This is a genomic window from Sphingorhabdus sp. (assembly GCF_044239665.1).
Lineage (GTDB): Bacteria > Pseudomonadota > Alphaproteobacteria > Sphingomonadales > Sphingomonadaceae > Sphingorhabdus_B.
In genome coordinates this window covers 71,836-96,475 of sequence record NZ_JBIIBA010000004.1, presented here as the reverse complement: position 1 = coordinate 96,475, position 24,640 = coordinate 71,836, and the positions used below count along the sequence as shown (strand labels likewise).

Here is a 24,640-nt window from a genome sequence, read left to right as displayed (position 1 = left end):
AGCCCCCTCCACCGTCTGCGACGGTCCCCCTGGAATTAAAACAGGCGGGTGCTGATTCTATCCTCCCCATCGACTTGCGATGGGGAGGTGGCAGCCGATGCGCCAGCGTCGGGTGACGGAGGGGCCTTTGGCGGCTTAGGCCCCTCCACCATTCGCTACGCGAACGGTCCCCCTCCCCATCGCAAGTCGATGGGGCGGAATGCATGACGCCGACCCTGCCTCGCCCCTTACCTACTTGACGCCGCACGCATTTTCCCGCCATGCGCTGCCCATGCGTTTCTTTTCCGACAATGCCGCCCCGGTGCATCCTGCTGTCATGCAAGCCATGGCCGATGCCAATCATATCGACACCGCCTATGACGGTGACCAATATAGCGCGCGGTTGGATGCGGCATTCTCCGAACTCTTTGGCCGCGATGCTGCTGTTCTATGGGTGGCGACGGGCACTAGCGCGAATTGCCTTGCGCTCGCATCAATGGTGCAGCCGCATCAGGGCGTCATTTGCCATCGCGAGGCGCATATTGAGGTTGATGAATGCGGCGCACCGGGTTTCTACACCGCTGGCGCAAAATTGATGTTGGTCGACGGCGACGGGGCGAAAATAACGCCTGCGACCGTCACCGCCACACTCGACGCCATTGGCAAGGATGTGCATCAGGTACAGGCCGCCGCTGTATCAATTACCAACGCCACTGAATATGGTATGGTCTACACCCCATCCGAAGTTGCGGCGTTGGGCGCCCTGTGCCGCGCACGCGGGCTTGGTCTGCATATGGACGGCGCGCGATTTGCCAATGCGGTGGCGCATCTGGGATGCACGCCTGCCGACGTCACGGTGAACGCAGGGGTTGATATCTTAAGCTTCGGCTTTGTCAAAAATGGCGGCATGGGGGCAGAAGCCTTAGTCTATTTTGACCCGACCTTGGCCGATGCCGCGCGCTATCGCCGCAAACGGGCGGGGCATTTGCAGTCGAAGGGCCGGTTCCTTGCGGTGCAATTGCTCGCCATGCTGCGGGATGATTTATGGCTGCACAATGCGCGCTCCGCCAATGCAGCAGCGATGGTCATTGCGCAGGCGGCGGGCGAACGCTTGTTATACCCTGTGCAAGCCAATGAGCTGTTCCTGCGCCTCACGCCCGCCGAAGCGGCGGCATTGCGCGCGCAGGGTTTTGACTTTTACGATTGGGGCGTGATTGATGATGTCTGGGGCGCGGCGCGGCTGGTGACCAGTTGGCAACATAAAGAATCCGACGTCGCCCCATTGGCCCGCGCGATCGCGGCCTTATGAGCATGGCAGAAAATGCGCGCCAAGAAGAACCCGGTTTTCTGACGCCACGGGTATGGATACCCTTCATGGTGACGTCTTTGATCTGGGGGTCGACTTGGTTGGTCATCCGCGATCAATTGGGCACGGTACCCACGACATGGTCGGTGACCTATCGTTTCGTCGTGGCGGCGATCGGCATGTTCATCCTTGCGCTGGTGATGCGGCAATCGCTGAAGATTGACCGCTCGATGGTCGGTTGGACGATGTTGCTGGGCGTGTTGCAATTCGGGCTGAACTTCAACTTTGTCTATACCGCCGAACATTATGTGACCTCCGGCCTTGTGGCGGTGGTGTTCGCCTTGTTAATTGTACCCAATGCGGTGTTGGCCAAATATTGGTTGGGACGACCCATCAGCGGGGCGTTCAAACTTGGCTCCCTGATTGCCAGCGTCGGGGTGGGATTGCTAATGTTGCAGGAATATCGCGCCGCACCAATGGGCGGGGCGGACGTGCTGCTGGGGCTATCTTTGGTGTTATGTGCCGTGGCGACGGCGTCTGTGTCCAACGTGCTTCAGGTCACGCCTCGAATAGCGCGTGTTCCAACCATCACGGTTTTGGCATGGTCGATGTTGTGGGGCAGCATTGGCAATAGCATATATGCCTTCATCACAGCGGGTCCGCCGATTGTCGATATGCGTCCCGGCTATATTGGCGGCGTCCTGTATCTCAGCATCATTGGAACGGTCGTCACCTTCCCGCTCTATTTCCGCCTGATCCGCGACATTGGCCCCGGCAAGGCGGCCTATACCGGCGTCGTCATTCCCGTGGTCGCAATGATCCTGTCCACGATATTCGAAGGCTATGTCTGGTCAACGCTGGCGCTGGCGGGCGGCGCATTGGCGATGCTTGGCTTGGTTGTCGCAATGCAGGCGCCTAAGCCCAGCCGGTAATCGGCATATCGCGGCATCCAATGTAGAAGCCGTTTCGCCTTTATATTCGCAATGCGGCGGTTTTCGGCATAAAATCCGCGTGCCATAACCGACAGGCCCGCCGCCGCGATGGACTGCAATGGCGGCCAATCCCGTTGCAGCAGGTCGCACGCATATTCGATGACATCATTTTGCGGCGCGGGCATGTCATCGGCGATATTATAGACCCCCGCGGGACCATCAAAAGCGGCAATGACCGCAGCGACAATGTCGTCAACATGGACGCGGCTGAAAATCTGATCCGGCATATCGATACGATGCGCCTTGCCCTCTGCCACTCGTTCCAGCGCCGATCTGCCCGGGCCGTAAATGCCGGGTAAACGGAAAACATGCACATCGTCGCGCAAGGCCTGCCACGCAAGGTCGGCTTCGGCCCGCGCGGTGCGGCGTCCGCTGCCTATCGGTGCGCTTTCATCGACCCATGCGCCGCCAGTATCGCCATAGACCCCTGTGGAGGAGAGATAGCCAACCCATAAGTCGTCGCGCGCCACAATTGCCGCGCCATATTTTTGGAGCACTGGATCGCCGCCCTCGGCCATGGGCGGAACGCTCGACAAGATATGCGTTGCGGTCTCCAGCGCCGTCAGGACCGCAGCTTGATCGTCAAACGCAATGGCATCGCCGCTGCTCATCCGCCTTGTGCCCGAAACCAACCAGCCGTCGGCGCGCAAAGTGTCGGCAAGCCGAGTGGCGGTGTAGCCCATTCCAAATATAAGCATATGTCGCTGCATATATTCTGGATCGCAATCTAATGGCTTGCCGTCAAGCGCCGCAGTTGCGAATAGAGGTGACGGGAGGAAGCGCAAGGCATGGCAGTTGAGGTAATCAGGTCGGATGCATTAGGTGACATTGCACATGGGTTCCTTGGCCGTATCGGTGGTGTTTCTAAGGGCATTTATGCCGGGCTAAACTGCAGCCTTGGTTCGGACGATGTGCGCGAAAATGTCATCGAAAACCGGCGGCGCGCGGTTGCCGCAATCATGCCCGGGGCAGCACTTTCACGTGTGTATCAAATACATTCACCTGATGTGGTCACTGTCACTGGTCCTATAGATCAAGACGACCCACCCAAGGCTGACGCGCTGGTAACAGATCGCCCGAATATCTTGTTGGCTGTCCAAACTGCGGATTGCGTGCCTGTTTTATTTGCAGACACCCGCGCTGGCGTCGTCGGCGCAGCGCATTCCGGTTGGAAAGGCGCAATTACCGGAGTCAATGAAAGCACGATAGTTGCCATGGAAAAATTGGGGGCCATGCGCGACCAAATAGTGTGCGCCATCGGTCCATGCATCGCGCAAAAAAGCTATGAAGTGGACGAAGGCTTTTTCCGCAACTTCGTTGAACATGCCGCGGCAAACGAACGCTTCTTCACCGATGGGAAAGCGGGCCATTATCAATTTGATATCGAAGGCTATGTCGCGTCGCGACTTGCGACGGCCGGCATTAATGTGGTCGAATGTCTGGGGCAGGATACCTACAGCCAGCCCGAACGGTTTTTCAGTTATCGGCGCAGTTGCCACCTGAACGAACCGGGATATGGCGGGCAAATGTCTATGATCGGACTGCGCACATGAAGGCAGATCGGGTCGGATTTTGGGGCGGACTTGTTGTCTTCTTAGTCATGCTGTTTTTGCCTGCACCCACAGGCATGGAACCATCTGCGTGGCACGTGGCCGCCCTCACCATCTTGATGGCGACCTATTGGATGACGCAAGCTTTGCCGTTGACCGTCACCGCATTGCTGCCGTTTCTGGCGCTGCCGCTGATGAATATTATGACCTCGCCGGACGTGGCGAAGGAATATTACTCGCCCATCCTTTTCCTCATTCTGGGCGGCGCATTTCTGGCGCTCACCATTGAACGTACGGGCATGCATCGCCGCGTCGCCCTCGCCATATTGGGAAAATCTGGACATAGCGTCACGGGCCTCATGATCGCGTTCATGGGTTCAACTGCCTTGCTCAGCATGGTGATGTCCAACACCTCCATCGCGCTTATCATGGTGCCGATCGCGGTTGCCGTCCTTGCCGCTGGCGGGACAAAGCCTGGAGAAACAGACGGCCTTGCAGGTGCGTTGATCATGGGCGTGGCCTTTGCCGCATCAATTGGCGGGCTTGGGACGCTTGTCGGATCGCCGACCAACGCGATTGCAGCCGCGCTTGTGGAAAAGCAATTGGGTATCCAGATCAGCTTTCTGACATGGATGCTCTACGGCCTGCCCATCGTGATTGTCGGCGTGCCCTTATGCGCGTTCATCCTGATGCGGGTGCAAAATGTTACGGCGGGCAGTTTTGACGTAGATGCCGCACGCGCATCAATCGGTAAGGCGCAGCCCATGTCCGTGGCCGAAAAACGGCTGCTTCCGATATTGTTGTTGGTCATTGGCCTTTGGATATCGCAGCAATGGTTGGAACCGCTTTTGCCCAAGGGCGGCATTACCGACGGCAGCATCGCGATTGCGGGGTCTTTGTTACTTTTTCTGATACCCGATGGTACCGGTCGTCCTTTGCTAACATGGCAGGAAGCGGACAGAGCCCCGTGGGGCGTTATCATGATGTTTGGGGGTGGTTTGGCACTCGCTGCTGGTATCACGCAGTCAGGGCTTGCTGGGTGGCTTGGAGAGGCATTAGAGCCCTTGTCCGTAGTGCATCCCATCATCATCGCGCTTGCGCTGACCGCTTTGGTCATTTTGATCACCGAATTTGCCAGCAATGTCGCGACCGCCAGTGGCGTGCTGCCCGTGGTGGCTGGCCTCGTCGCCGCAACCGGCGCTGACCCTTGGTTGATGGCGATGGCTGCATCCATGGCCGCAAGCTGGGGCTTTATGATGCCGTCAGGCACGGGGCCAAATGCCATTGCATGGGCCAGCGGGCACATTGCCTTGCCCAAAATGGTAAAGGCCGGATTTTATCTTGATCTTGCGGGCATTCCCCTGATTGTAGGGGCAGTCTGGCTCGTTGGTGCGCTCGCCATTTTGTAAAAATTGGCATGCCTTGGCGTGCGATCAGGTTTCCGCCACGCGCCAATCGAGAATAGGCCAGCCCTTCGTCTCCGCCAATCGTGCAAGCGGGCCATGCGGGTTGGTCGCGAAAGGCTCATCGGCATAGCCAAGTAATGGCGCGTCGGAGACATGGTCGGAATAGGCACGGATATAACAATTGGCGCGCTCCAGGCCGTGTCTTTCCATCCACTCCTTCACCCGTTCCAGCTTTGCCGCGTCATAGCAATTATGCCCGTCAATCCGCGCCAGCACATGGCCGCTGCTGTCAGTCGAAAGGTCTGTTGCAATGACATCATCAAAGCCCAGCCTTTTGGCAATCGCCTCCACATATAAACGATAAGAAGCCGTCGCCATGACATGACGATAGCCTGCTGCCTTCTCCTCTGCCACGCGCGCGCGCAACTGCGGATAGACGTTTTTGCCCACAACCAAATCCGCATGGCTTTCCAGATATTTGGCAAAATGCGCCTTTGGCACGCGTCTGCCGATCAGCAGAATTTGCGAAAACTGCTTAAGCCGCGCCCGATCCCAAATCTTCAGCGCATATAAAACCAAACCAACTGGCAAAAATGGTGCAAGCAACAATCGCCACGGTGACTTGTTAAACGCCATATGCAGAAGAAACCCATTATAAGTGGCGCGCCGCGTAATGGTCTTGTCCATATCATATATGGCCAGCAAAGTTGTTTTGGATTTCGTCATGATGATCTTAAAGGCATAACTTTACCTAAGAAGTCTACAGGCTTGTGATAGTCCTCATAATAGGCCAATTATATCGCCATGGCTAACTCTGCCGAACTCACTGTTGAATATCTGCCCAGCGGGCAAGTTCTCCGGCTGTCTGGTGACTTCGCCATTGCGTCAATTGGTGATGTTGACCGCCATTTGCGCGACATTGGTGGCCCCTTTTCTGAAATCGATATTTCCGGCGTCACCCATATGGACACAGTCGGTGCCTGGCTCGTCTATCGGACCGCTAAAGAACATAATGCGCAAATCACCGGCGGCGCGAATGACGCTGATCGTTTGATTGATGCTGTCCGCGGTGTCGATCAAGCCGAAGTCGCTGCGAAACCAACGATTTCACCGCTGCATCATTTTTTGGCTGAAGTGGGCGGTGGTGTTGTCGTCGGCATAACGACTTTTTTGCAATTCCTTGGCTTTGTCGGGCAAGTGGTCAAAGCGTTCTTCACTTTGATAATCAGCCCGCGCCGCTTTCGCTGGCACGCGGTGGTTCAACATTTCGATATGGTCGGCGTCCGCGCATTAGGCATTGTCGGCCTGATGAGCTTCCTCATCGGCATCGTCATTGCGCAGCAAGGCGCGGTGCAGCTCCGCCAGTTTGGCGCCGAGATATTTACCATCAACCTGATCGGGCGACTTACTTTGCGTGAACTGGGCATATTGATGACCGCGATCATGGTTGCGGGTCGATCTGGGTCTGCCTTTGCCGCCCAGATCGGAACGATGAAGATCACCGAAGAAATTGACGCCATGCGCACGATCGGTGTTGTCCCTGTAGAAGCGTTGGTCGTGCCGCGCGTGATCGCTGCGGTGATCATGATGCCCTTGCTCGGTATTTTCGCTTCGTTAATGTCGATTATTGGCGGCGGGCTATTGTGCTGGATTGTGCTGGATATCCCGCCAGCGACCTTTGTTCAGCGACTGCGCGAAGTAACGCCGATTACCGACTTCTGGGTTGGGATGATAAAGGCCCCAGTCTTTGGCGCAATTATTGCGATGGCGGGTTGTTTTCAGGGAATGCAGGTCAAAGGCAATGCCGAGCAAGTGGGCCTGAAGACCACTGCTGCCGTCGTGCAGGCCATTTTCCTTGTTATCGTCCTCGACGCATTTTTCGCTGTGTTCTTTAGCGAAATTGGTTGGGATTAAACCATGGCCCCACCCAACATCATTTCCGTCACTGGCCTGTGTAATAGCTTTGGCGACCAAGTGATCCATCAGGATCTCAACATCGAAGTCCGCCGTGGCGAAATATTGGGCGTTGTTGGCGGGTCGGGAACGGGCAAATCCGTACTCATGCGGTCAATCATCGGCTTGCAACAACCAGATTCAGGCGAAATTCGCGTCTTTGACGAAGGCATGATCGGCAAGGAAGAAGATGAAGCCTCCGACGTCCGGCGACGCTGGGGCGTCCTTTTTCAGGGCGGCGCATTGTTTTCAACCTTAACCGTCGCGGAAAATGTGCAGGTGCCGTTGCGGGAATTTTATCCGGATTTCAGCAAAGAACTGCTCGATGAAATCGCGCGCTACAAAATCTTCTTAAGCGGCCTGCCGCCGGAAGCTGCGCATAAATATCCATCCGAGCTATCGGGCGGTATGCGCAAGCGTGCTGGTGTCGCGCGGGCATTGGCGATGGATCCGGAATTGTTGTTTCTGGATGAACCAACCGCCGGGCTTGATCCTATCGGGGCGGCCAAATTCGACAATTTAACACGCGATTTGAAAGAGACGCTTGGCCTAACCGTCTTTTTGATTACGCATGATCTTGATACGCTCTATTCCATTTGTGATCGCGTGGCCGTTTTGGCCGATCAAAAAGTTATAGCCATAGGCGCAATTGAAGAATTGCTCGCCATCGATCACCCTTGGATCAACGAGTATTTCAGTGGCCCACGCGGCCGCGCGGCACGGCGCGGTCACAGCGACGGGGGTGAATCCGCAGGTGCAAAGACGCAGCAGCTAGGAAGGTCATAAGGCAGGCATATGGAAACTAAATCCAATTATGTGATGGTGGGCGCTGTCACGCTTCTCCTTCTGGCGCTGCTGGCGGCCTTTACCGTTTGGCTTTCGCGGACAAGCGATGGCGACAAGAAAGAATATGACATATTCTTTCAGCAATCGGTCAATGGGCTGGCCAAGGGTTCAGGCGTGTCTTTTTCCGGTGTTCCGGTCGGCCAGATTGAGAGCATCGAATTATGGGGGCCCGATCCGGAATTTGTTCGGGTGCGCATAAGCGTCAAGGACTCTGTGCCCGTGCTTCAGGGCACAACAGCGACGATCAACGGCATCGGCTTCACTGGCGTTTCCGAAATTCAACTGGATGGTGCGGTTAAAGGCGCGCCTGCACTAAATTGCCCTAAGGTGAATCCACAGACCGCATGCCCCACAGGCGTGCCCGTCATTCCGACAAAGCCAGGCGCCTTGGGCGAACTGCTCAATAACGCGCCTTTGCTTTTGGAACGGCTATCCACCTTGACCGAACGGCTGACCAACATATTGTCCGACAAGAACCAACAGTCCGTCGAACAGATTTTGGACAATGTGGAGAGCATTTCGGGAACATTAGTAGCGCAAGGACCCGACTTGCGTGCGGCCATTCAGGAATCGCGCATTACCTTGCAAAAGGCGGGCCTTGCTGCCGATGAGATTACCAAAATGGCAGGCTCTACAAATAAGCTACTCGACAGTGAAGGTCGCCCGATGCTGGATGAATTGCGCAAAACATTGCGGTCCGCAAATGGCAGTCTGGCTGCGTTGGAAACGACCTTGAACAATGCCAACCCGGCAATTGAAACGTTGAATAGCCAGACTTTGCCCGAAGTGACACAACTGGCACGTGACTTGAGAGAATTATCGGTATCGTTAAAGTCCGTAACCGAGAAAGTGGACCAAGGCGGCATCGGTAGCGTCGTCGGCGCACCCGCCTTACCCGATTATAAACCCGGCAGCAGGAACCCAAAATGATGTTCAGCAAAATCTCCGGTCCACGCTTATATGCGTTACCTCTCCTCATAATGCTTGGCGCCTGCGTCAGCTTCGGCGGCAAGGCACCCGTCTCCATGCTGCTCCTGACGGCCGACAATGTCGTGTCTGCTGGTGCTGCGCGCACAGCGGCCGTTGCCGATGCCTTGGTTATCCAGATACCGCAAGTCCCGCGCAAGCTAGATAATAACCGCGTGCCGGTCCAGATTGATGCCAGCAGCATAGCCTATCTCAAAGACGCATTTTGGGCGGACAAACCCGCCCGTTTGATGCAGATGTTGCTCGTCGAAACTGTGTCGGCGAAGAGCGGCAATCTTGTGCTCAATGAAGTGGACGCGGGCGGAAAGGCCACGCGCTATTTGTCGGGAAGCCTGCTGGAATTTGGTATCGATGCCACCACCAACGAGGCCGTTGTGGTCTATGACATGGTCAAAATTATACGCGGAAGTGCAACCGAAAAACGCAGGTTTGAGGCACGGCGACCCGTAAACGCGATTGCGCCCGCACCGGCAGGGGCAGCGTTAAATGCCGCCGCGAACGACGTTGCGAGCCAGATCGCCGACTGGGCTGGCTAAAGACCGAACCCCTCAGGCTGCGGCCAATCTGGGGCATAGGTGGCCAATATTTTGAATAATGCCCCCATGGCATCTGGCGCGACCAGTCGGTTACGTGCAGAAGCAATGTCTGCGGCTCTGCTGGGGTTGGCCGCGGCCAAAATTTGCGCACGCTGGTCAATACCAAGAGCCGAAAGCCATGCGCCTTGGTCGCTTGGTCCAGCCACCAAAAGACCACAGTTTTTCGCACAGTTCGACAATTCAAAAAAGTCGACATGCGCCGTCAAATCATGCTGGCCCGGATTGGTGAAAGGGTCGGCATATGTGTGGCTTTGCACTGCTTGCAAAGTGTCGCCCAACGCGGGCTGTGTATAGCCATAGTCGATGACCAACATCACCCCGCCCTGCTGTGCTAGCCGCGCCGAAAGCTGATGCATGATCGATGATGCTTCAGGACAGAGTTCGTAAATACTACCCATGGCGGCAGTGCGAAATTGTTCGGGGATAAGGTCCTCGGTCACGCAAGCGCCGGGCATTGCGGCAAAGCCGGACACACCATCCTGCACAACGACCCGCTCCCGCCAGCCGCCTAGTGTTGAGACAATCTGCCGGATCGGCAAAGCGTCAAAAAACTCGTTTGCCACAACGAACAAGGGCGCATCGGTCGGAAGGGTTTCCAGATTGTCATGGAATGTCGCGTCAGGCACTGCCTGCACCTGCTTGGCGCGCAATGCAGGACTGTTTTCTACAAAATGAACCGATGGCTCCCAACCCAAACGCTTCATTGTTCTCAGCGCGTCTGCCGCCAAAGTCCCGCGGCCAGGGCCAAGCTCTACATAATAACAGGCCGCCGGGCGATGGCGTAACCATAAATCGCTCAACCAAATGCCCACCATCTCGCCAAACATTTGGCTGATTTCTGGTGCCGTGATGAAATCACCTGCTGCGCCCAGCGGGTCAGCGCGCCCATAATATGCGGTATTGGCCACACGCATATATTCGGCAACGCTGACGGGGCCTGATGCCTCTATCTGTTGCGCAAGGCGGACTGCAACTTGCGCGCTGTCAGGTGACACTGTTACTGCCGGCCATGGCCTCTGCACGTTGCTTGCGCGCACCTGCGGTGAACACGAGGAACAGTCCGACCAATATCATCGGAATAGTGAGCCACTGCCCCATGCTCAGGCCACTTGTTTCCACCAACCACTGCAGCTGCTGGTCCGGCTCCCTGAAAAACTCGATGGAAAACCGGGCCGTGCCGTAAATGATTGCGGCCATACCCGTCAGGAACCCCGGCCTATACCGCGCATTGGTTTTCCAGAATAATGGCCACAATATTGCGGCCATCAATAGCCCTTCAAACACAGCTTCATACAATTGGCTTGGGTGGCGCGGCAAATCCCCGCCATTGGGAAACACAACGGCCCAAGGCACGTCAGTGACGCGACCCCAAAGCTCATCATTCACGAAGTTCGCCAAGCGCACGAGGAATAACCCAAAGGGAACGACGCAGGCGACGTAATCACAGACACGCAAGAAAGACAGCTTATGCTTGCGCGCCAAAAGCCAGAGCGAAAATATAATACCAATCGCGCCGCCATGGAACGACATCCCGCCTTCCCACAGTTTGAGTACATCCATGGGGTTCTGCAAAATGGACGGTTGGTAGAATAAGATATAGCCAATGCGTCCACCCAAAATGATGCCCAAGGTGGTGTATAGGATGATGTCATCGGCTTGCGCGCGGGACATTGGCGCGCCTGGACGGACGAGCAATTTCAGCAACATCCAATAGCCAAGCATTATGCCAACCAGATAACCAAGCGAATACCAACGGATCTGAAAGAAGCCCAGATCAAGCGCAACCGGACCTACGCCAAGGTCGGTAAATTGAATAAATCCAGCAGCAGTTGAAATAATCTCGAATGACACAATATTTCCTCAGGATATTTTGACATTCCTATAGAGCCAAATAGAAGACGCACAAAGAGTTTAGGAGAGAATCACATGCCCTCGCAGTTGGACCTTGCAATCGATGCCACCATTAACCGGCTTATGGCCAATGATGGCCCCTTGGCCGTTACCTATGCCGAGAAAAACGGTGTCCAATTGCCCGTTTTCGCCAAAGCGCCGGGTAACATGGCCGACTATTTCGCATTTTTCTGCGCAACCCATGCCGACAAGGAATTTTTGGTCGATGGTGATATCCGTTTAAGTTTCGCAGAAACTTATGGTGCGGCCCGCGCCTTGGCAGGTGGCCTTGTCGAAGGCCACAAACTTCAAAAGGGTGAGCGCGTTGGCATTGCGGCGCGCAACTCGGCCAATTGGATCATTGCCTATATGGCGATTGTGATGGCAGGCGGCGTTGCCACTTTGCTGAATGGCTGGTGGCAGGGCGGCGAGTTGGCTGAAGGCATTCGCATGGTCGGCTGCCGCTTCGTTCTTGCCGATGAACAGCGTGCCGCGCGGATGGCCGGACAAGATCTTGGTGGTTGCGAACTCCTCATCATCAACCATGATTCCCGGCCCTTGGATGGCTTATCGGTTTTGACCGCACAGGGTGGCGGCGCTGCAACAGCGCTGCCAACGCTGGATCCGCTGGATAATGCGACGATATTATACACGTCTGGTTCAACTGGACAGTCAAAGGGTGCCGTGTCAGACCATCGCGCTGTCGTCCAGGGCGCGATGAGCTATGTGGGTCAGACGCTTGTCTTCTTCGAACTCATGTCCGCCAGCGGCCAATCAATGCCAGCGCAGCCCTCGGCGCTCGTCAATGTGCCATTGTTCCACGTCACCGCGTCAATTCCCTTGGTGCTGCAAAGCTTCGCCATTGGCCGCAAGCTCGTGTTGATGCCCAAATGGGACGCAGAAGACGCGATGCGGATCATTGAAAAAGAACGCATCACCTATTTTGTGGGCGTTCCATTGATGAGCATTGAGCTTGCGACGCACCCGGCCCGCCATAAATATGACCTTACCAGTTGCACCGCATTTGCCGCCGGCGGCGCACCGCGTCCTGTCGAGCATGTCAAAAAAATCCGCAAGGAAATGAGCTGGGGCTATCCATTATTAGGGTATGGCCTTACCGAAACCAACGGCGTTGGCTGCGGCAATTTCACGGACAATTATCTGGAAAAGCCAACCAGCACCGGCCCTGCGACCAAGCCGCTCGTAGAAGTCCAAATGCTGGACGATGATGGCAATGTCTTGCCGCAAGGTGAACGTGGGGAAGTGGGCATTCGGACGATTGCCAATTTCAATGGCTATTGGAATAACGAAGATGCCACGCGCGACGCCTTCACCGCCGATGGGTTTTTCCGGACCGGCGACATCGGTTATCTCGACGAAGACGGCTATTTATTCATCGTCGACCGCAAGAAAGATATCATCATCCGAGGCGGCGAGAATATAAGCTGCCCCGAGGTTGAAGCAGCCGCCTATGAGCATGACTCGATAGTCGAATTGTCGGTATTTGGTATCGCTGATGACAAATATGGTGAGGTTCCCGGTATCGTCTATCAGACAAAGGACGGCGTCACGCTGACAGAGGAGGCGTTGAAAGCGTTTTTGGCGCCGCGTCTTGCACCCTTTAAGATTCCTGCCCATTTCTGGCAAGTTGCCGAACCGCTCCCCCGTCTGGGGACGCAGAAAATCGACCGGGTGACGCTGCGACGCGAATATAATGCCAAGATATCTGGTTGATGCTGACAGGATGCCGGATCGCGACTAAGGTCACCTGATGGCATCAACAGCAGAACGGATATTCAAGCAACGCGACATTATCGACCGGAGCGCGCTTGCGGAACAGATTGAAACCATCGTGCGCGAAGACGGGGCCCAGGCACGCCGTCCTCGTGTCGTAGAAATACTGCAAACGGCTCTGACCAACGGTCGGGCCGAAATACAACAACGCCTAAATGCGGCGCCGTCTCAAGGCTATCGCGCATCGGCGGAGCAAGCATTTCTTATCGATCAAATCGTTCGGCTCATCTACGATTATGTCACCGTTCATGCATATCCCGCTGCGAACCGCTCCGCGTCCGAAAGGATCGCGGTGCTGGCAGTTGGTGGATATGGCCGCGGTGAAATGGCGCCGCACAGCGACGTCGATATCGGCTTTGTAACGCCTTTCAAGCGCAGCTCGTGGACCGAGCAGGTTGTCGAAGCGATCCTCTATTTGCTTTGGGACCTTGGGTTGAAGGTTGGCCAATCGAGCAGGTCCCTCGATGAAACCGTAAAGATGGCGCAAGAGGATTTGACCATCCGCACCGCTTTACTGGAAAGCCGGTTTGTTTGGGGCGACCGCGGCGTTTACGAAGAGGCTTCGCTGCGTTTCTGGAATGAAGTCGTCGCCAACACGGCGTCTGAATTTGTGCGCCTAAAAATGATTGAACGCGATGATCGGCACCGGCGCATGGGTGACAGCCGATATGTGGTCGAGCCCAATATCAAGGATGGTAAAGGCGGGCTTCGCGACCTGCACACCCTCTATTGGATTGGTAAATATATCCACAAAGTGTCAGCCGCGTCCGAACTTGTCGACGTTGGCCTGCTGACCATTGAAGAATATAATCGTTTCAGAAAGGCCGAAAATTTCTTGTGGTCGGTGCGTTGCCATATGCACAATATCACCGGGCGCGCGGAAGAACGTCTGACATTTGATCTGCAGCGCGAAGTTGCAGAGCTTATGCAATTTGCCGATCGCCCCGGACGCTCGGCGGTTGAACGGTTCATGCACTTTTACTTTTTGAACGCAAAAACGGTTGGCGACGTAACCGGGCTTTTCCTTGCGCATTTGGACGAAGCTATGGCCAAAAAGGGCCGTCGCTTCTTGCCCAGTTTTGCCCGGAAACCGGGAAAGCTAAACGGCTTTCAACTGGATCGCGGTCGCTTGGCGCTGCCCGATGACGATTTTTTTGCGCAAGACCCCGTGCGTTTGCTCGAGATATTTCATTTGGCAGATCTGCATGAATTGGAAATCCACCCGCTGGCTATGCGCGCGGCCCAAAGGGATGCCCGGTTGATCGACAAAATAGTGCGACGCGACCCCCGCGCTAACGCGCTTTTCCTCGAAATTCTGACGTCTCCACGCGACCCGGAAACGGTGTTGCGCTGGATGAATGAATCTACCGTCTTTGGCAGGTTCATTCCTGATTTCCGCCGCGTCGTCGCGCAAATGCAGTTCGACATGTATCATCATTACACAGTAGATGAACATTCTATCCGCGCGATTGGATTGCTGGCCGATATCAACAGGGGCAAGCTAAAGCAGGATCACCCGCTGTCTACGGCAATGGTGCAACAGATTGTCAGCAAGCGGGTATTGTTTGTCGCAACTTTGCTCCACGACATCGCGAAGGGGCGGGGCGGTGACCATAGTGCCTTAGGAGCCGAGGTTGCCGAAACCTTATGCCCGCGGCTTGGTCTTTCACCGGCCGAGACGGAAACCGTGGCTTGGCTTGTCCGTTATCATTTGTTGATGTCTGCGACCGCGTTCAAGCGGGACTTGGCAGATTTCAAGACTATCTTGGATTTTGCCCAAGCCGTGCAGTCGCCCGAGCGGTTGAAGCTGTTATTGGTCTTGACCGTCGTTGACATCCGCGCCGTGGGGCCGGGCGTTTGGAATAGTTGGAAACGGCAGCTTTTGTCGGACCTGTTTGAAGCCACCGAAGAAGTCCTACGTCTGGGACATAAGCAGCGGGGTCGGGACGAACGGATTGCCTCGAAAAAAGCGAAACTGGCGTCCGCGTTGCAACTGCCCGCCGATACATTTGCTGCTTTTGCCAAAACGCTTCCCGACGCTTATTGGATTGCGGAACCAGATGACATCATTGCGCGCAACGCTCGGCACCTACTTTCCAATGTGGGCACGGGTCTTGCCATTGATGCGTGCTTCTACCCCGATCGCGGCGCGACGCTCGTCACGGTTTTTGCCGCCGACCATCCAGGGTTGTTTTACCGGATAGCGGGTGCCATTCATCTGGCGGGCGGCAACATCATCGATGCGCGCATTCACACCAGCAGTGACGGCATGGCGGTGGACAATTTCCTTATCCAAGATCCGCTGGGTCGTCCTTTTCAGGAGCAAAGCCAGTTAAACCGCCTCCAGCGTATCATTGAAGAGGCGCTCAGCAACCGCGCGCGGTTGATGACACAATTGGATGCAAAACCGAAAGCGTTGCGCAGGGCCGATGCCTTTAAAATCGCGCCATCGGTGTTGATTGATAATCAAGCTTCCAACCGATTTACAGTGATTGAGGTAAATGCGCTGGATCGGCCCGCTTTGCTCAATAATTTAGCGCTCGCGCTGTTTGAATCCAAAGTCACATTGCACAGTGCGCATATCGCCACTTACGGGGAACGCGCCGTCGACACATTTTATGTGACGGATTTGTTCGGCGGAAAAATCGAAAACAAAAACAAGTTAAAGGCACTTGAGACGCGGCTTTTGGAAGCAGCAACAGTCAAGGCGCGCGTGAAGGCAAAGGCTGCGGCCTAAAATCTGCACAGTCATGCGCGCGACTATGCAAGCGACGCAAAAAAAAGGCCGGTCTTTCGACCAGCCTTTCTTTTAACCTGAAAACAGATTGGGAATTACATTCCCGAACCTGGACCGTAGGTGACTTCCACGCGACGGTTTTGCGGTTCACGCTCACCATCTGCAGTTTGTACCAATGGTGCAGTTTCGCCAAATGCTTCCGTAGCAATCGCGCCAGCTGTTACGCCCTTGGACTCAAGATACGCACGAACGGTACCGTTACGACGCTCTGAGAGGCCAACGTTATACTTTGCAGTACCCGACTTATCGGCGTGACCTGCAAGCATAACCTTCGCGCTGCCACAGTTCGAATATTGCGCAACGGCATTATCGAGAACCGAAGCCGCGTCTGTACGCAGGTCCGATTTATCCCAATCGAAGAATACGATATAAGGACCTGTGTTGCACACCGGCGCAGGTGGCGGCGGTGGTGGCGGTGGTGGCGGTGGTGCCACATAAGGTGGTGGTGGTGGCGGTGGTGCCACTTCAACAGGCGCAGGTGCGCCGCCGAAGTTGTAAACCAAGCTTGCCATGATGCTGTGCGAACGGAAGCGTGTGTCGACCGCACGGCCGAGACGATCAACCAGGCTGACCTTGTCTGCGTTAAAGAAACGATACTTTACGCCAACGTCCCAGTTATCGCTCAATGGCGCACGAACGCCAGCGAGTGCCTGCCATGCAAAACCCGTATCCGAGTCATCAAGGAATGCTGGTGCTGCGAGCACAGCTTGCACATCTACGCGTGCAACGCCAACGCCGCCGCCGATAAAGCCTTGAATGCCATCATCGTCACCGAAATCCAACAGTCCATTGACCATGAAGCTCAGTGCATTTGCATCACCATCGAGCTCATATGTGCCGGCACTCCGCAAAGCAGTGCTGGTACCGCTCGTGATCTGGGGCGATTGGCTGGTTACGCCAGTTACATCTGCCTTACGATACGAAACTTCTGATTCAAGACGGAAGCCACCGAAATCATATCCGACAACGCCGCCAACATCATAACCCTTGTTCGTGTCTAATGATGCCGCATCACTGATGACACCAATATCCAAAGCAAGGTCTTCTACTAACATGGCACCGCCATCAACTCCAACATACCACTGGTTGTCGCGGGCCAAAGCCGGTGACGCCAGAGCTGTAGAAGCGAGCGCCAAACTTATGGCTAACTTACGCATCAACTTTCCCCTTATCTATCTTAGGAACGGAAATTCGAGAACCTTTGTCTACCAATTCTGTTCCATCGATGCAAGTCGCTATGTCTCTATACTGTTGCCAAAATGTCGCCATTATTCACAATCTATGATAATATTTGCAGCGTTTTCCGCCGTTTTCGGTTCATGTTGCTAAAATGCCGATCAGCCGGAAATATTGTAAAATCGCAACAATAGCTGCGCGCGCCTCGCTGTCGACGGCCGTGCCGTCAGTTGGATTAGGGACCGTAGGCGCGGTCGTCCATTGGCCGGATATGAACCGGCTGTGCCGCCGTGTGGATTTGTTCCAAACCCCCATGCCTTCATGGGGAATGACAAAGCGCCAACTGCCTCCAATCCAACAGGCAATCTGACCAGCTTTGTTTGCCCAGGCACCCGTTGGGGTCCCATTAATGATCCAACACTTACCGCTATCATTGTCGGTTGCGGTCGGTGCAACCGTCAAGGCAGCTTCGACTGCCATATGCAGCAGCGCATCGATGATAACGAGCGCTTCATTATGCTTAATTTCTTTCTGCGCCGCTCGCTTTGCTCCTTTTGGCTTTTGGGACTTTTCTTTTTCGGCATTACCGTGCTCCAGTGAGTTGACTGCCCAATCTTTCACCACCCCCACCCACAACAGCATTTCGCATCTCCCCCGCTTTCGCTACAGCACCCGCATGTCCCGCATCATTCTGTTCAACAAACCTTATGGCGTCTTGCCGCAATTTACCGACATGGGGACGGAGGGTTCGCCGCGGCCGACTTTGTCGCAATTTGTGGATGTGCCTGGCGTCTATCCTGCGGGGCGGCTCGATATGGATAGTGAGGGGTTGATGCTGCTAACCGATGATGGCCGTTTGCAGGCGCGGATATCGGACCCCAAATATAAAATGGCCAAAAGCTATTTGGTGCAAGTCGAAGGCGACGTGACCGACGATACGCTGGTGCAGTTGCGGCGCGGCGTATCGTTGAAGGATGGCCTGACCCTGCCGTGCGAAGCCGAGCGGATTGCCGACCCCATGCTATGGCCGCGCGACCCGCCGATCCGCGTGCGGCTGTCGGTGCCCGATAGCTGGATCATGCTGACGATCCGTGAGGGCCGCAACCGCCAGGTCCGACGCATGACCGCTGCCGTCGGGCACCCGACCTTGCGGTTGGTCCGCCGCGCGATTGGCGAATGGACGCTTGATGGCCTTGCGCCGGGAAGCTGGCGCGAAGTCGAGGTCTAAACCAAGGCCCTCAATCACCCGACGGGCGCGGGATTCGCTTGCCCTTCGTCCGGCTGGTCAAATGAAACTGCCCGCAACGGTCGCACGCATAGTGCCGCAGCGTGATTGTCGCCTTTGCAATCGCCGATAGCGCGTCAGCCTCATTTGCATAACGCGCTTTCTTCGCGCAGATGCTTAACCGCGTGCGCAGATCAATCCTCGCTGTCAAATGCGATGCAGCCATTATTGCAGAGCTGAGTTAGCAAATCGATGGCCGCCGCGCTGCCCACCAATGCGACGTCGAGAACCACGCTATCCGCAGCGCACAAATCTTTCGCCAAGGCCGCCGTCTCGCCAATGCAGTCAAAACAGACACCATCGGCAAACAGCATGAGCGCGTCCGCGCCTGTGGCGATAAAAGCCAATCGGCTCGCCGGATTGCGCGACAGCGGCACTTGCGCGCTGATCGCCGCGCGCACGTCCTGCGGCGTAACGGGTATTTCGGGTCGCCAATCCACGTCGGGATATTTGGGCGCGCTGTTGAAGGTGCCGAACCAGCGGGCGAAATGCGCAGGGTCGGACAAGGATTCCAGCACCATCTGCTGCAAGCGGGCAAGCGCCTCAGGCAAAATCTCGCCTGCATTGGCCTGGTCCTTCAAATCTGGGTCGCGGTAGAGTTCGTCATCTGGAATCCCATCCAGAACATCATCGACATAATGCCCCAAAAGGTCGGCGCGCGATGGTGCGCGGAAACCAACCGAATAGGTCATGCAATCCGAACCCACCGCAACGCCATTATGCGCGATGCCCGGCGGGACATAGAGGATATCGCCGGGTTCCAACACCCATTCCTCGGTCGCCGCAAATGCGCTGAGCAATTTCAAATCGTTATGCGGCAGCAACGGCGTATCAGCATCGCAGTGCGGCCCGATCTGCCAGCGGCGGCGGCCAAGCCCTTGGATGAGGAAAACATCATATTGGTCGAAATGCGGTCCCACCCCGCCTTGGTCGGCGGCAAGGCTGACCATCACATCGTCGATGCGCCAATTGGGAATGAAACGGAACGGCGCGATCAGGTCGGCAACCGCCGGCACATGATGGTCGACCGCTTGCACCAGCAATGTCCAATGGCTTTCGCTTAAGCCAGAAAGCCGTTCTTCGGCCAGCGGACCTTGCTCCATCTCCCAACCCGCATCGGTTTGGCAAATCAGCCGCGATTCCATTTCCTCTTCGCAGGCCAGCCCCGCCAGCTCGTCCGGCTCCAGCGGGTTTTGCCAGTCGCGAAACGCATTGCGGATCAGCAGCGGTTTTTTCTGCCAATATTCCCGCAGAAATTGGTCAATGTCGAAATTTTGAAAGTCCATGACGTCGCGCTGTGGCCTAAAACGGCAAAATGCAAGCGTCAGCGCGCAAACAAATTCGCATCATCGGCAAATGCCTTGAACTCCAACGCATTGCCGCTTGGGTCATAAAAAAACATCGTGGCTTGCTCGCCCACTTGGCCCTTGAACCGGATATGTGGCTCGATACCAAACCGGACGCCCGCCGCCTTTACGCGTTCTGCCAAGGCCTCCCATTGGTCCATGTCCAAAACAACGCCGAAATGCGGGACGGGGACGTCATGCCCATCCACCGGATTATGCGTCGAAACGCTGCGCGCCGACGCATCCAAATGTGCGACAATTTGGTGGCCGAAAAAATTGAAATCGATCCATTGGTCGGACGACCGCCCTTCGGCGCAGCCCATGATGCCCCCGTAAAAATGCCGCGCTTCGGCAAGATCGTGGACAGGAAAAGCGAGATGGAAGGGACGTAAGCTCATTTGGATGTCACCGGCTTGGGCAAGGGTTTGTTGAAGCTGTCGGCATTAGCAAGTTCCGCCGTCATTTGCACGGCGCAATAGTTGATCCGCGCCAAATCACTTGGCCGCTGAAATTCGGCTTTGGCGGCTTCCGCCATAGCGACCGCGACCAATTCGCGCGGTTGCCCGCTTTGCGTGGTGACGCGATTACCGACAATGCCGGCCCATTTTTTGCCCAATTGGCGAACATCGGGTGCATCGGCTGACGCCGTGCCTGTCCGCTGTTTCTCGGCCAAGGTCGCAATGACGGCGACACAGGCAATATCGCCTTGATGGGCGTCGGTGAGCGCGGACGGGGGAGTGGCGACAAGCGCAATTGCGAAAAATATCATGGCCCTGAATTAGCAGGCAAACGGCGAACCGCAAGCAAGGACCTTGTTTGCCCGATTGCATTTGTCACATATGAACGGCAAAGGCGAAGGCGTGCAGAAAATCTCCGCCCTGCTTCACCGATTTGCGCGCTCGGCCGCTATAGGCGCTGGCGCATTGTCGGCTTATGGCTTTGAACCTTGGGGGCTTTGGCCGCTGACGCTCGTTTGCTTTGCGTTGCTGATCCATCTGATCGCGCATGCCCAAAATACAAAGCGGGCGTTCATTCTTGGCTGGCTGTTCGGGGTCGGGCATTTCACCTTTGGCAATCAATGGATTGCGGTCGCCTTTACCTTTCAGGCCGCGATGCCAATCTGGCTAGGCTATATCGCCGTGGTCGCGCTGGCTTTGTATTTGGCGGTGTATCCTGCCTTGGCGGCGGCAGGGGCGTGGCTGCTTTCAAATCCTCCCCGTTCACGGGGAGGTGGCGCGCGCGCAGCGCGTGACGGAGGGGAAAATGCCGAAAGGGCGGCGGATGAAGGCACCCCCCCTCCACCGCCTTCGGCGGTCCCGCTCCCCGTGCCGGGGAGGATTTCACTCCCCCTCATCCTCGGTTTTGCTGGCCTGTGGATCATCACCGAATGGCTGCGCAGTTGGGTGTTCACCGGCTATGTCTGGAACCCGTTGAGCGTCATCACTTTGTCCCTGCCTTATGCGGCACAGCTTGCCAGCGCGGTTGGGACCTATGGCATGTCGGGTGTCATCATTTTGGTTGTCGGCGGCGTTTACAAATTTACGTCGCTTTGGACGCGGGCATCCAACGCCGAACGCAGTAGCGGCGGATGGACAGGCTATTTCATTGGTGGATTGTTGCTCTTTGTATTCGCCGCGATAGGAATTATCGCGCGTGTTTCGCTCTGGGGCGGATTTTTCAGCAGCACGGTTCCCCAAACACAACCCATCGCCGTCACCGTGGTCCAACCCAATATCTCCCAAGCCGACAAATATGCACCCGGCTATGACGTGATCAACTTTGCCAAGCTGGCGATGAACAGCCGCCCTTTACAGGGTCAAGGTCCGCGCCTTCTCCTTTGGCCAGAGGCGGCGATTCCGGACTATTTGGAGGATGGCTATCCTTATCATTATTATCGGGGGCAGGCTGGCGACAGCGCCGCTGGCGCACGCGCGCGGCTCACCACGCTGATGGCCGATAATGATGTGCTGGTAACAGGTGCAAACCGCCTTATTTTCGAAAAACGGCAATTGGTCGCTGCACGCAACAGCGTGTCCGCCATGGACGCCTATGGCCGCATCCTTGGCCATTATGACAAGGCGCATTTGGTGCCTTATGGCGAATATCTGCCTTTGCCATGGTTATTGAAACCGCTTGGATTGGCGCGATTGGTGCCGGGCAGCCTCGATTTCTGGCCTGGCCCGGGCGCGCAGACAATCACCGTGACCATTGACGGCAAACCCGTCAAAATTGGCATGCAGATTTGCTATGAGATTATTTTTTCCGGCCAGACGGTGGACCGCAAAAACCGGCCCGATTTCATCTTCAATCCATCCAATGACGCGTGGTTCGGCACTATTGGCCCGCCGCAGCATTTGGCGCAGGCACGGTTGCGTGCAATTGAGGAAGGCCTACCCGTCATCCGCGCAACACCCACAGGGATCAGCGCCATCATCGATGCCAATGGCCAGATCACGCAAAGCCTGCCCTTAGGCATTGATGGCCGCATCGATGCGTTTTTACCGCGCGCCAAAGCGCCGACCTTGTTCGCCCGTTTCGGTAACGTCCTTCCGCTCGGTCTGGCCGGAATGCTGATTTTGTTGGCATTGTTACCGCTTGCCCACCGCCGCGCTTCTCGCTAAAGGCATATCACGATATAAAGAATTCTTTATACGCAGACACAGCAATAGACTGGAAAAACCATGCGCTCAAATTACCTCTTCACGTCCGAATCCGTGTCCGAAGGACATCCTGATAAGGTTTCGGACCAAATTTCAGACGCCATCGTCGATCTGTTTTTATCCAAAGATCCCGAAGCGCGCATCGCCTGCGAAACCTTGACCACGACGCAATTGGTTGTGCTCGCGGGTGAAATTCGCTGCAAAGGCGTATATGAAAATGGCCAATGGGCCGATGGCGCCAAGGCAGAAATCGAGGCTACCGTCCGCCGCACCGTTAAGGAAATTGGTTACGCACAAAAGGGTTTCCATTGGGAAACGCTGCGCTTTGAAAATAACCTGCATGGCCAGTCTGCGCACATCGCGCAGGGCGTAGACGCCGCAGGCGACAAGGACGAAGGCGCAGGCGACCAAGGCATCATGTTTGGCTATGCCTCGACGGAAACGCCCGACCTCATGCCAGCGACGCTGGATTACAGCCACAAGATCCTTGAGCGCATGGCCGCAGACCGTCATTCCGGTGCCGCGCCATTTCTTGAGCCTGATGCCAAAAGCCAGGTTACCTTGCGCTACAACAATGAAGGCAAGCCAGAGGCCGCGACCGCAATCGTTGTGTCGACACAGCACGCGCCGGGTTATGACCAAGGTGCGAAGGAAGCCGAGCTGCACAATTATGTGAAGGGCGTCATCGCTGACCTGCTTCCCGCCAGCCTGCTGACCGAAACCGAATATCACATCAACCCAACGGGCAGCTTCGAAATCGGCGGGCCTGATGGCGACGCGGGTCTGACGGGCCGCAAGATCATTGTCGATACGTATGGCGGCGCAGCCCCGCATGGCGGCGGCGCGTTTTCAGGCAAGGACCCGACGAAGGTCGACCGTTCTGCCGCCTATATCACCCGTTATTTGGCGAAGAATATCGTCGCTGCTGGCCTTGCGACACGCTGCACCATTCAGCTCGCTTATGCCATTGGCGTGTCCAAGCCTTTGTCGCTTTATGTCGACACGCACCGCACTGGCACGGTCGGCGATGACCAGATTGAAGCCGCGATCATGGGCATCGCAAAATTGGGTGGCCTCACGCCCCGCGCTATCCGCACGCATCTTGGCCTGAATAAACCGATTTATCGCAAGACCGCCGCTTATGGCCATTTCGGTCGCACGCCCGAAGGTGACTTCTTCCCATGGGAACGCACCGATCTGGTCGAGGACCTCAAAGCCGCTTTGGCGTGATTAGGCTTGCAGGGTGGCGGCCGAAAGTTTAGCCGCCACCTTCATGACTGCGAACAAAATCGGGGACCCAACGACGCTGAACCGCCTCTATGGCCGTTCAAAGGGTAAAAAGCTGCGTGCCGAGCAACATGACTTGGTCGACAATCTCCTGCCACAGATTTCGGTGCCGGACGAAGGGGCGCTAAGAAGCCAAGAATTGTTCGGCGACGACCGCGCAATGCATTTTGAAATTGGTTTTGGTGGCGGCGAGCATTTGGCGTTTCGCGCCGACCTGCTGCCCGATCACGGCTTTATTGGCTGCGAGCCATTTCTGAACGGCGTTGCGCAAGCTTTGTCCCATATCCGTGAAGGTGGCCTGCACAATGTTCGCCTGCATATGGGCGATGCGTTGGAGATGTTGCGCCGTGTTCCGGACGGGTCATTATCCTTCGTCTATCTGCTGCACCCCGACCCATGGCCAAAGGCGCGGCATGTAAAGCGCCGGATGATGAATGACGGGCCAGTCGATTTGATTGCAGCAAAGTTAAAACCCGGCGGTGAGTTCCGCTTTGGCACCGACCATCCCATTTATGTCCGTCACGCGCTGATGATTATGCAGCGCCACCGGCCGCAATTTGACTGGCTGTGCCATAACGCGTCCGATTTCCAAAACCGCCCCGGCGGCTGGCCGGAAACCCGCTATGAGGCAAAAGCGCGCCGCCTTGGGCATGAAGTCTGGTATTTCCGCTATCGCCGCAAAGAAACCTAGGGTCAGGACCTAAGCCAAAGATAAACATTCGACGAACTTGGCCAAGCGTTCGACGAGAGACGATGCACGTGGTGCAAGCTGCGCAAAATGCGGTATGGA

The 24,640-nt window shown here is 56.0% G+C and carries 23 protein-coding genes; 14 read left to right on the top strand and 9 right to left on the bottom strand.

Annotated features, from left to right (window positions below; genetic code table 11):
- The first annotated feature begins 271 nt into the window (after positions 1-271).
- Both ACILP3_RS02390 and ACILP3_RS02385 read left to right on the top strand, forming a co-directional pair.
- Complete coding sequence (locus ACILP3_RS02390; RefSeq protein WP_395615073.1) at positions 272-1,288, top strand: threonine aldolase family protein; 1,017 nt, start codon at positions 272-274, stop codon at positions 1,286-1,288.
- The gene (locus ACILP3_RS02385; protein WP_395615072.1) at positions 1,285-2,217 is read left to right on the top strand and encodes a DMT family transporter; all 933 of its coding nucleotides are present in this window, start codon (positions 1,285-1,287) and stop codon (positions 2,215-2,217) included. The genes ACILP3_RS02390 and ACILP3_RS02385 overlap by 4 nt, the downstream gene beginning before the upstream one ends.
- On the opposite strand, the gene ACILP3_RS02380 is transcribed toward ACILP3_RS02385, so the two are convergent.
- Entirely contained in the window at positions 2,127-2,975 is an 849-nt protein-coding gene (locus ACILP3_RS02380; RefSeq protein WP_395615071.1) for an SDR family oxidoreductase, read from the bottom strand. The genes ACILP3_RS02385 and ACILP3_RS02380 overlap by 91 nt on opposite strands.
- A 90-nt stretch (positions 2,976-3,065) precedes the next feature.
- Between ACILP3_RS02380 and pgeF the strand changes: the two genes are divergently transcribed.
- Both pgeF and ACILP3_RS02370 read left to right on the top strand, forming a co-directional pair.
- Entirely contained in the window at positions 3,066-3,830 is a 765-nt protein-coding gene (gene pgeF, locus ACILP3_RS02375; RefSeq protein WP_395615070.1) for a peptidoglycan editing factor PgeF, read from the top strand.
- Positions 3,827-5,236, top strand: coding sequence for an SLC13 family permease (locus ACILP3_RS02370; RefSeq protein WP_395615069.1), 1,410 nt, complete (start codon positions 3,827-3,829; stop codon positions 5,234-5,236). Before pgeF ends, ACILP3_RS02370 begins: the two co-directional genes overlap by 4 nt.
- Before the next feature lie 24 nt (positions 5,237-5,260).
- On the opposite strand, the gene ACILP3_RS02365 is transcribed toward ACILP3_RS02370, so the two are convergent.
- Complete coding sequence (locus tag ACILP3_RS02365) at positions 5,261-5,959, bottom strand: HAD family hydrolase (RefSeq protein WP_395615068.1); 699 nt, start codon at positions 5,957-5,959, stop codon at positions 5,261-5,263.
- Between the two features lie 78 nt (positions 5,960-6,037).
- On the opposite strand from ACILP3_RS02365, the gene ACILP3_RS02360 reads away from it, so the two are divergent.
- From ACILP3_RS02360 to ACILP3_RS02345, 4 genes are read left to right on the top strand one after another with little or no spacing between them, the layout of a single operon-like run.
- Entirely contained in the window at positions 6,038-7,147 is a 1,110-nt protein-coding gene (locus ACILP3_RS02360) for an MlaE family lipid ABC transporter permease subunit (protein WP_395615067.1), read from the top strand.
- Between the two features lie 3 nt (positions 7,148-7,150).
- Positions 7,151-7,972, top strand: coding sequence for an ABC transporter ATP-binding protein (locus tag ACILP3_RS02355; RefSeq protein ID WP_395615066.1), 822 nt, complete (start codon positions 7,151-7,153; stop codon positions 7,970-7,972).
- 9 nt (positions 7,973-7,981) lie between these two features.
- Positions 7,982-8,962 (top strand): MlaD family protein, encoded by a 981-nt coding sequence (locus ACILP3_RS02350; protein WP_395615065.1) that lies wholly within the window; start codon positions 7,982-7,984, stop codon positions 8,960-8,962.
- The gene (locus ACILP3_RS02345; protein WP_395615064.1) at positions 8,959-9,555 is read left to right on the top strand and encodes an ABC-type transport auxiliary lipoprotein family protein; all 597 of its coding nucleotides are present in this window, start codon (positions 8,959-8,961) and stop codon (positions 9,553-9,555) included. The genes ACILP3_RS02350 and ACILP3_RS02345 overlap by 4 nt, the downstream gene beginning before the upstream one ends.
- Here ACILP3_RS02345 and ACILP3_RS02340 read toward each other — a convergent pair.
- Both ACILP3_RS02340 and lgt read right to left on the bottom strand, forming a co-directional pair.
- A complete protein-coding gene (locus tag ACILP3_RS02340) occupies positions 9,552-10,610 on the bottom strand; it encodes a class I SAM-dependent methyltransferase (protein WP_395615063.1) in 1,059 nt (352 codons plus the stop codon). The two genes, ACILP3_RS02345 and ACILP3_RS02340, sit on opposite strands and share 4 nt — an antisense overlap.
- Positions 10,600-11,466 (bottom strand): prolipoprotein diacylglyceryl transferase, encoded by an 867-nt coding sequence (gene lgt / locus ACILP3_RS02335; RefSeq protein WP_395615062.1) that lies wholly within the window; start codon positions 11,464-11,466, stop codon positions 10,600-10,602. The genes ACILP3_RS02340 and lgt overlap by 11 nt, the downstream gene beginning before the upstream one ends.
- Before the next feature lie 75 nt (positions 11,467-11,541).
- On the opposite strand from lgt, the gene ACILP3_RS02330 reads away from it, so the two are divergent.
- Together ACILP3_RS02330 and ACILP3_RS02325 are read left to right on the top strand one after the other, a co-directional pair.
- A complete protein-coding gene (locus ACILP3_RS02330) occupies positions 11,542-13,239 on the top strand; it encodes a class I adenylate-forming enzyme family protein (protein ID WP_395615061.1) in 1,698 nt (565 codons plus the stop codon).
- Between the two features lie 37 nt (positions 13,240-13,276).
- Positions 13,277-16,036: a [protein-PII] uridylyltransferase gene (locus ACILP3_RS02325; RefSeq protein ID WP_395615060.1), complete on the top strand. Its 2,760-nt coding sequence runs from the start codon at positions 13,277-13,279 to the stop codon at positions 16,034-16,036.
- A 95-nt stretch (positions 16,037-16,131) separates the two neighbouring features.
- Here ACILP3_RS02325 and ACILP3_RS02320 read toward each other — a convergent pair whose 3' ends face one another.
- Positions 16,132-17,253 carry an OmpA family protein gene (locus ACILP3_RS02320; RefSeq protein ID WP_395615059.1) on the bottom strand — a complete coding sequence of 374 codons (1,122 nt, stop codon included), beginning with the start codon at positions 17,251-17,253 and terminating at the stop codon, positions 16,132-16,134.
- Positions 17,254-17,413: 160 nt separating this feature from the next.
- A complete protein-coding gene (locus tag ACILP3_RS02315; protein WP_395615058.1) occupies positions 17,414-17,914 on the bottom strand; it encodes a DUF2793 domain-containing protein in 501 nt (166 codons plus the stop codon).
- A gap of 34 nt (positions 17,915-17,948) precedes the next feature.
- On the opposite strand from ACILP3_RS02315, the gene ACILP3_RS02310 reads away from it, so the two are divergent.
- Complete coding sequence (locus ACILP3_RS02310) at positions 17,949-18,500, top strand: pseudouridine synthase (protein WP_395615057.1); 552 nt, start codon at positions 17,949-17,951, stop codon at positions 18,498-18,500.
- Between the two features lie 191 nt (positions 18,501-18,691).
- Here the strand turns inward: ACILP3_RS02310 and ACILP3_RS02305 are convergent, their stop codons facing one another.
- Genes ACILP3_RS02305 through ACILP3_RS02295 form a run of 3 tightly spaced genes read right to left on the bottom strand, consistent with a single transcriptional unit; the run spans position 18,692 to position 20,672 of the window.
- Positions 18,692-19,843, bottom strand: a complete 1,152-nt coding sequence (locus ACILP3_RS02305; protein WP_395615056.1) for a JmjC domain-containing protein — start codon at positions 19,841-19,843, stop codon at positions 18,692-18,694.
- A gap of 38 nt (positions 19,844-19,881) precedes the next feature.
- Positions 19,882-20,301, bottom strand: coding sequence for a VOC family protein (locus ACILP3_RS02300; protein WP_395615055.1), 420 nt, complete (start codon positions 20,299-20,301; stop codon positions 19,882-19,884).
- Positions 20,298-20,672, bottom strand: coding sequence for a hypothetical protein (locus ACILP3_RS02295; RefSeq protein ID WP_395615054.1), 375 nt, complete (start codon positions 20,670-20,672; stop codon positions 20,298-20,300). The genes ACILP3_RS02300 and ACILP3_RS02295 overlap by 4 nt, the downstream gene beginning before the upstream one ends.
- Before the next feature lie 70 nt (positions 20,673-20,742).
- On the opposite strand from ACILP3_RS02295, the gene lnt reads away from it, so the two are divergent.
- From lnt to ACILP3_RS02280, 3 genes are read left to right on the top strand one after another with little or no spacing between them, the layout of a single operon-like run.
- Positions 20,743-22,524, top strand: coding sequence for an apolipoprotein N-acyltransferase (gene lnt / locus ACILP3_RS02290; RefSeq protein ID WP_395615053.1), 1,782 nt, complete (start codon positions 20,743-20,745; stop codon positions 22,522-22,524).
- Between the two features lie 60 nt (positions 22,525-22,584).
- Positions 22,585-23,793, top strand: a complete 1,209-nt coding sequence (metK, locus tag ACILP3_RS02285) for a methionine adenosyltransferase (protein ID WP_395615052.1) — start codon at positions 22,585-22,587, stop codon at positions 23,791-23,793.
- A gap of 43 nt (positions 23,794-23,836) precedes the next feature.
- Complete coding sequence (locus ACILP3_RS02280) at positions 23,837-24,541, top strand: tRNA (guanine(46)-N(7))-methyltransferase TrmB (RefSeq protein ID WP_395615051.1); 705 nt, start codon at positions 23,837-23,839, stop codon at positions 24,539-24,541.
- Positions 24,542-24,640 lie beyond the last annotated feature (99 nt).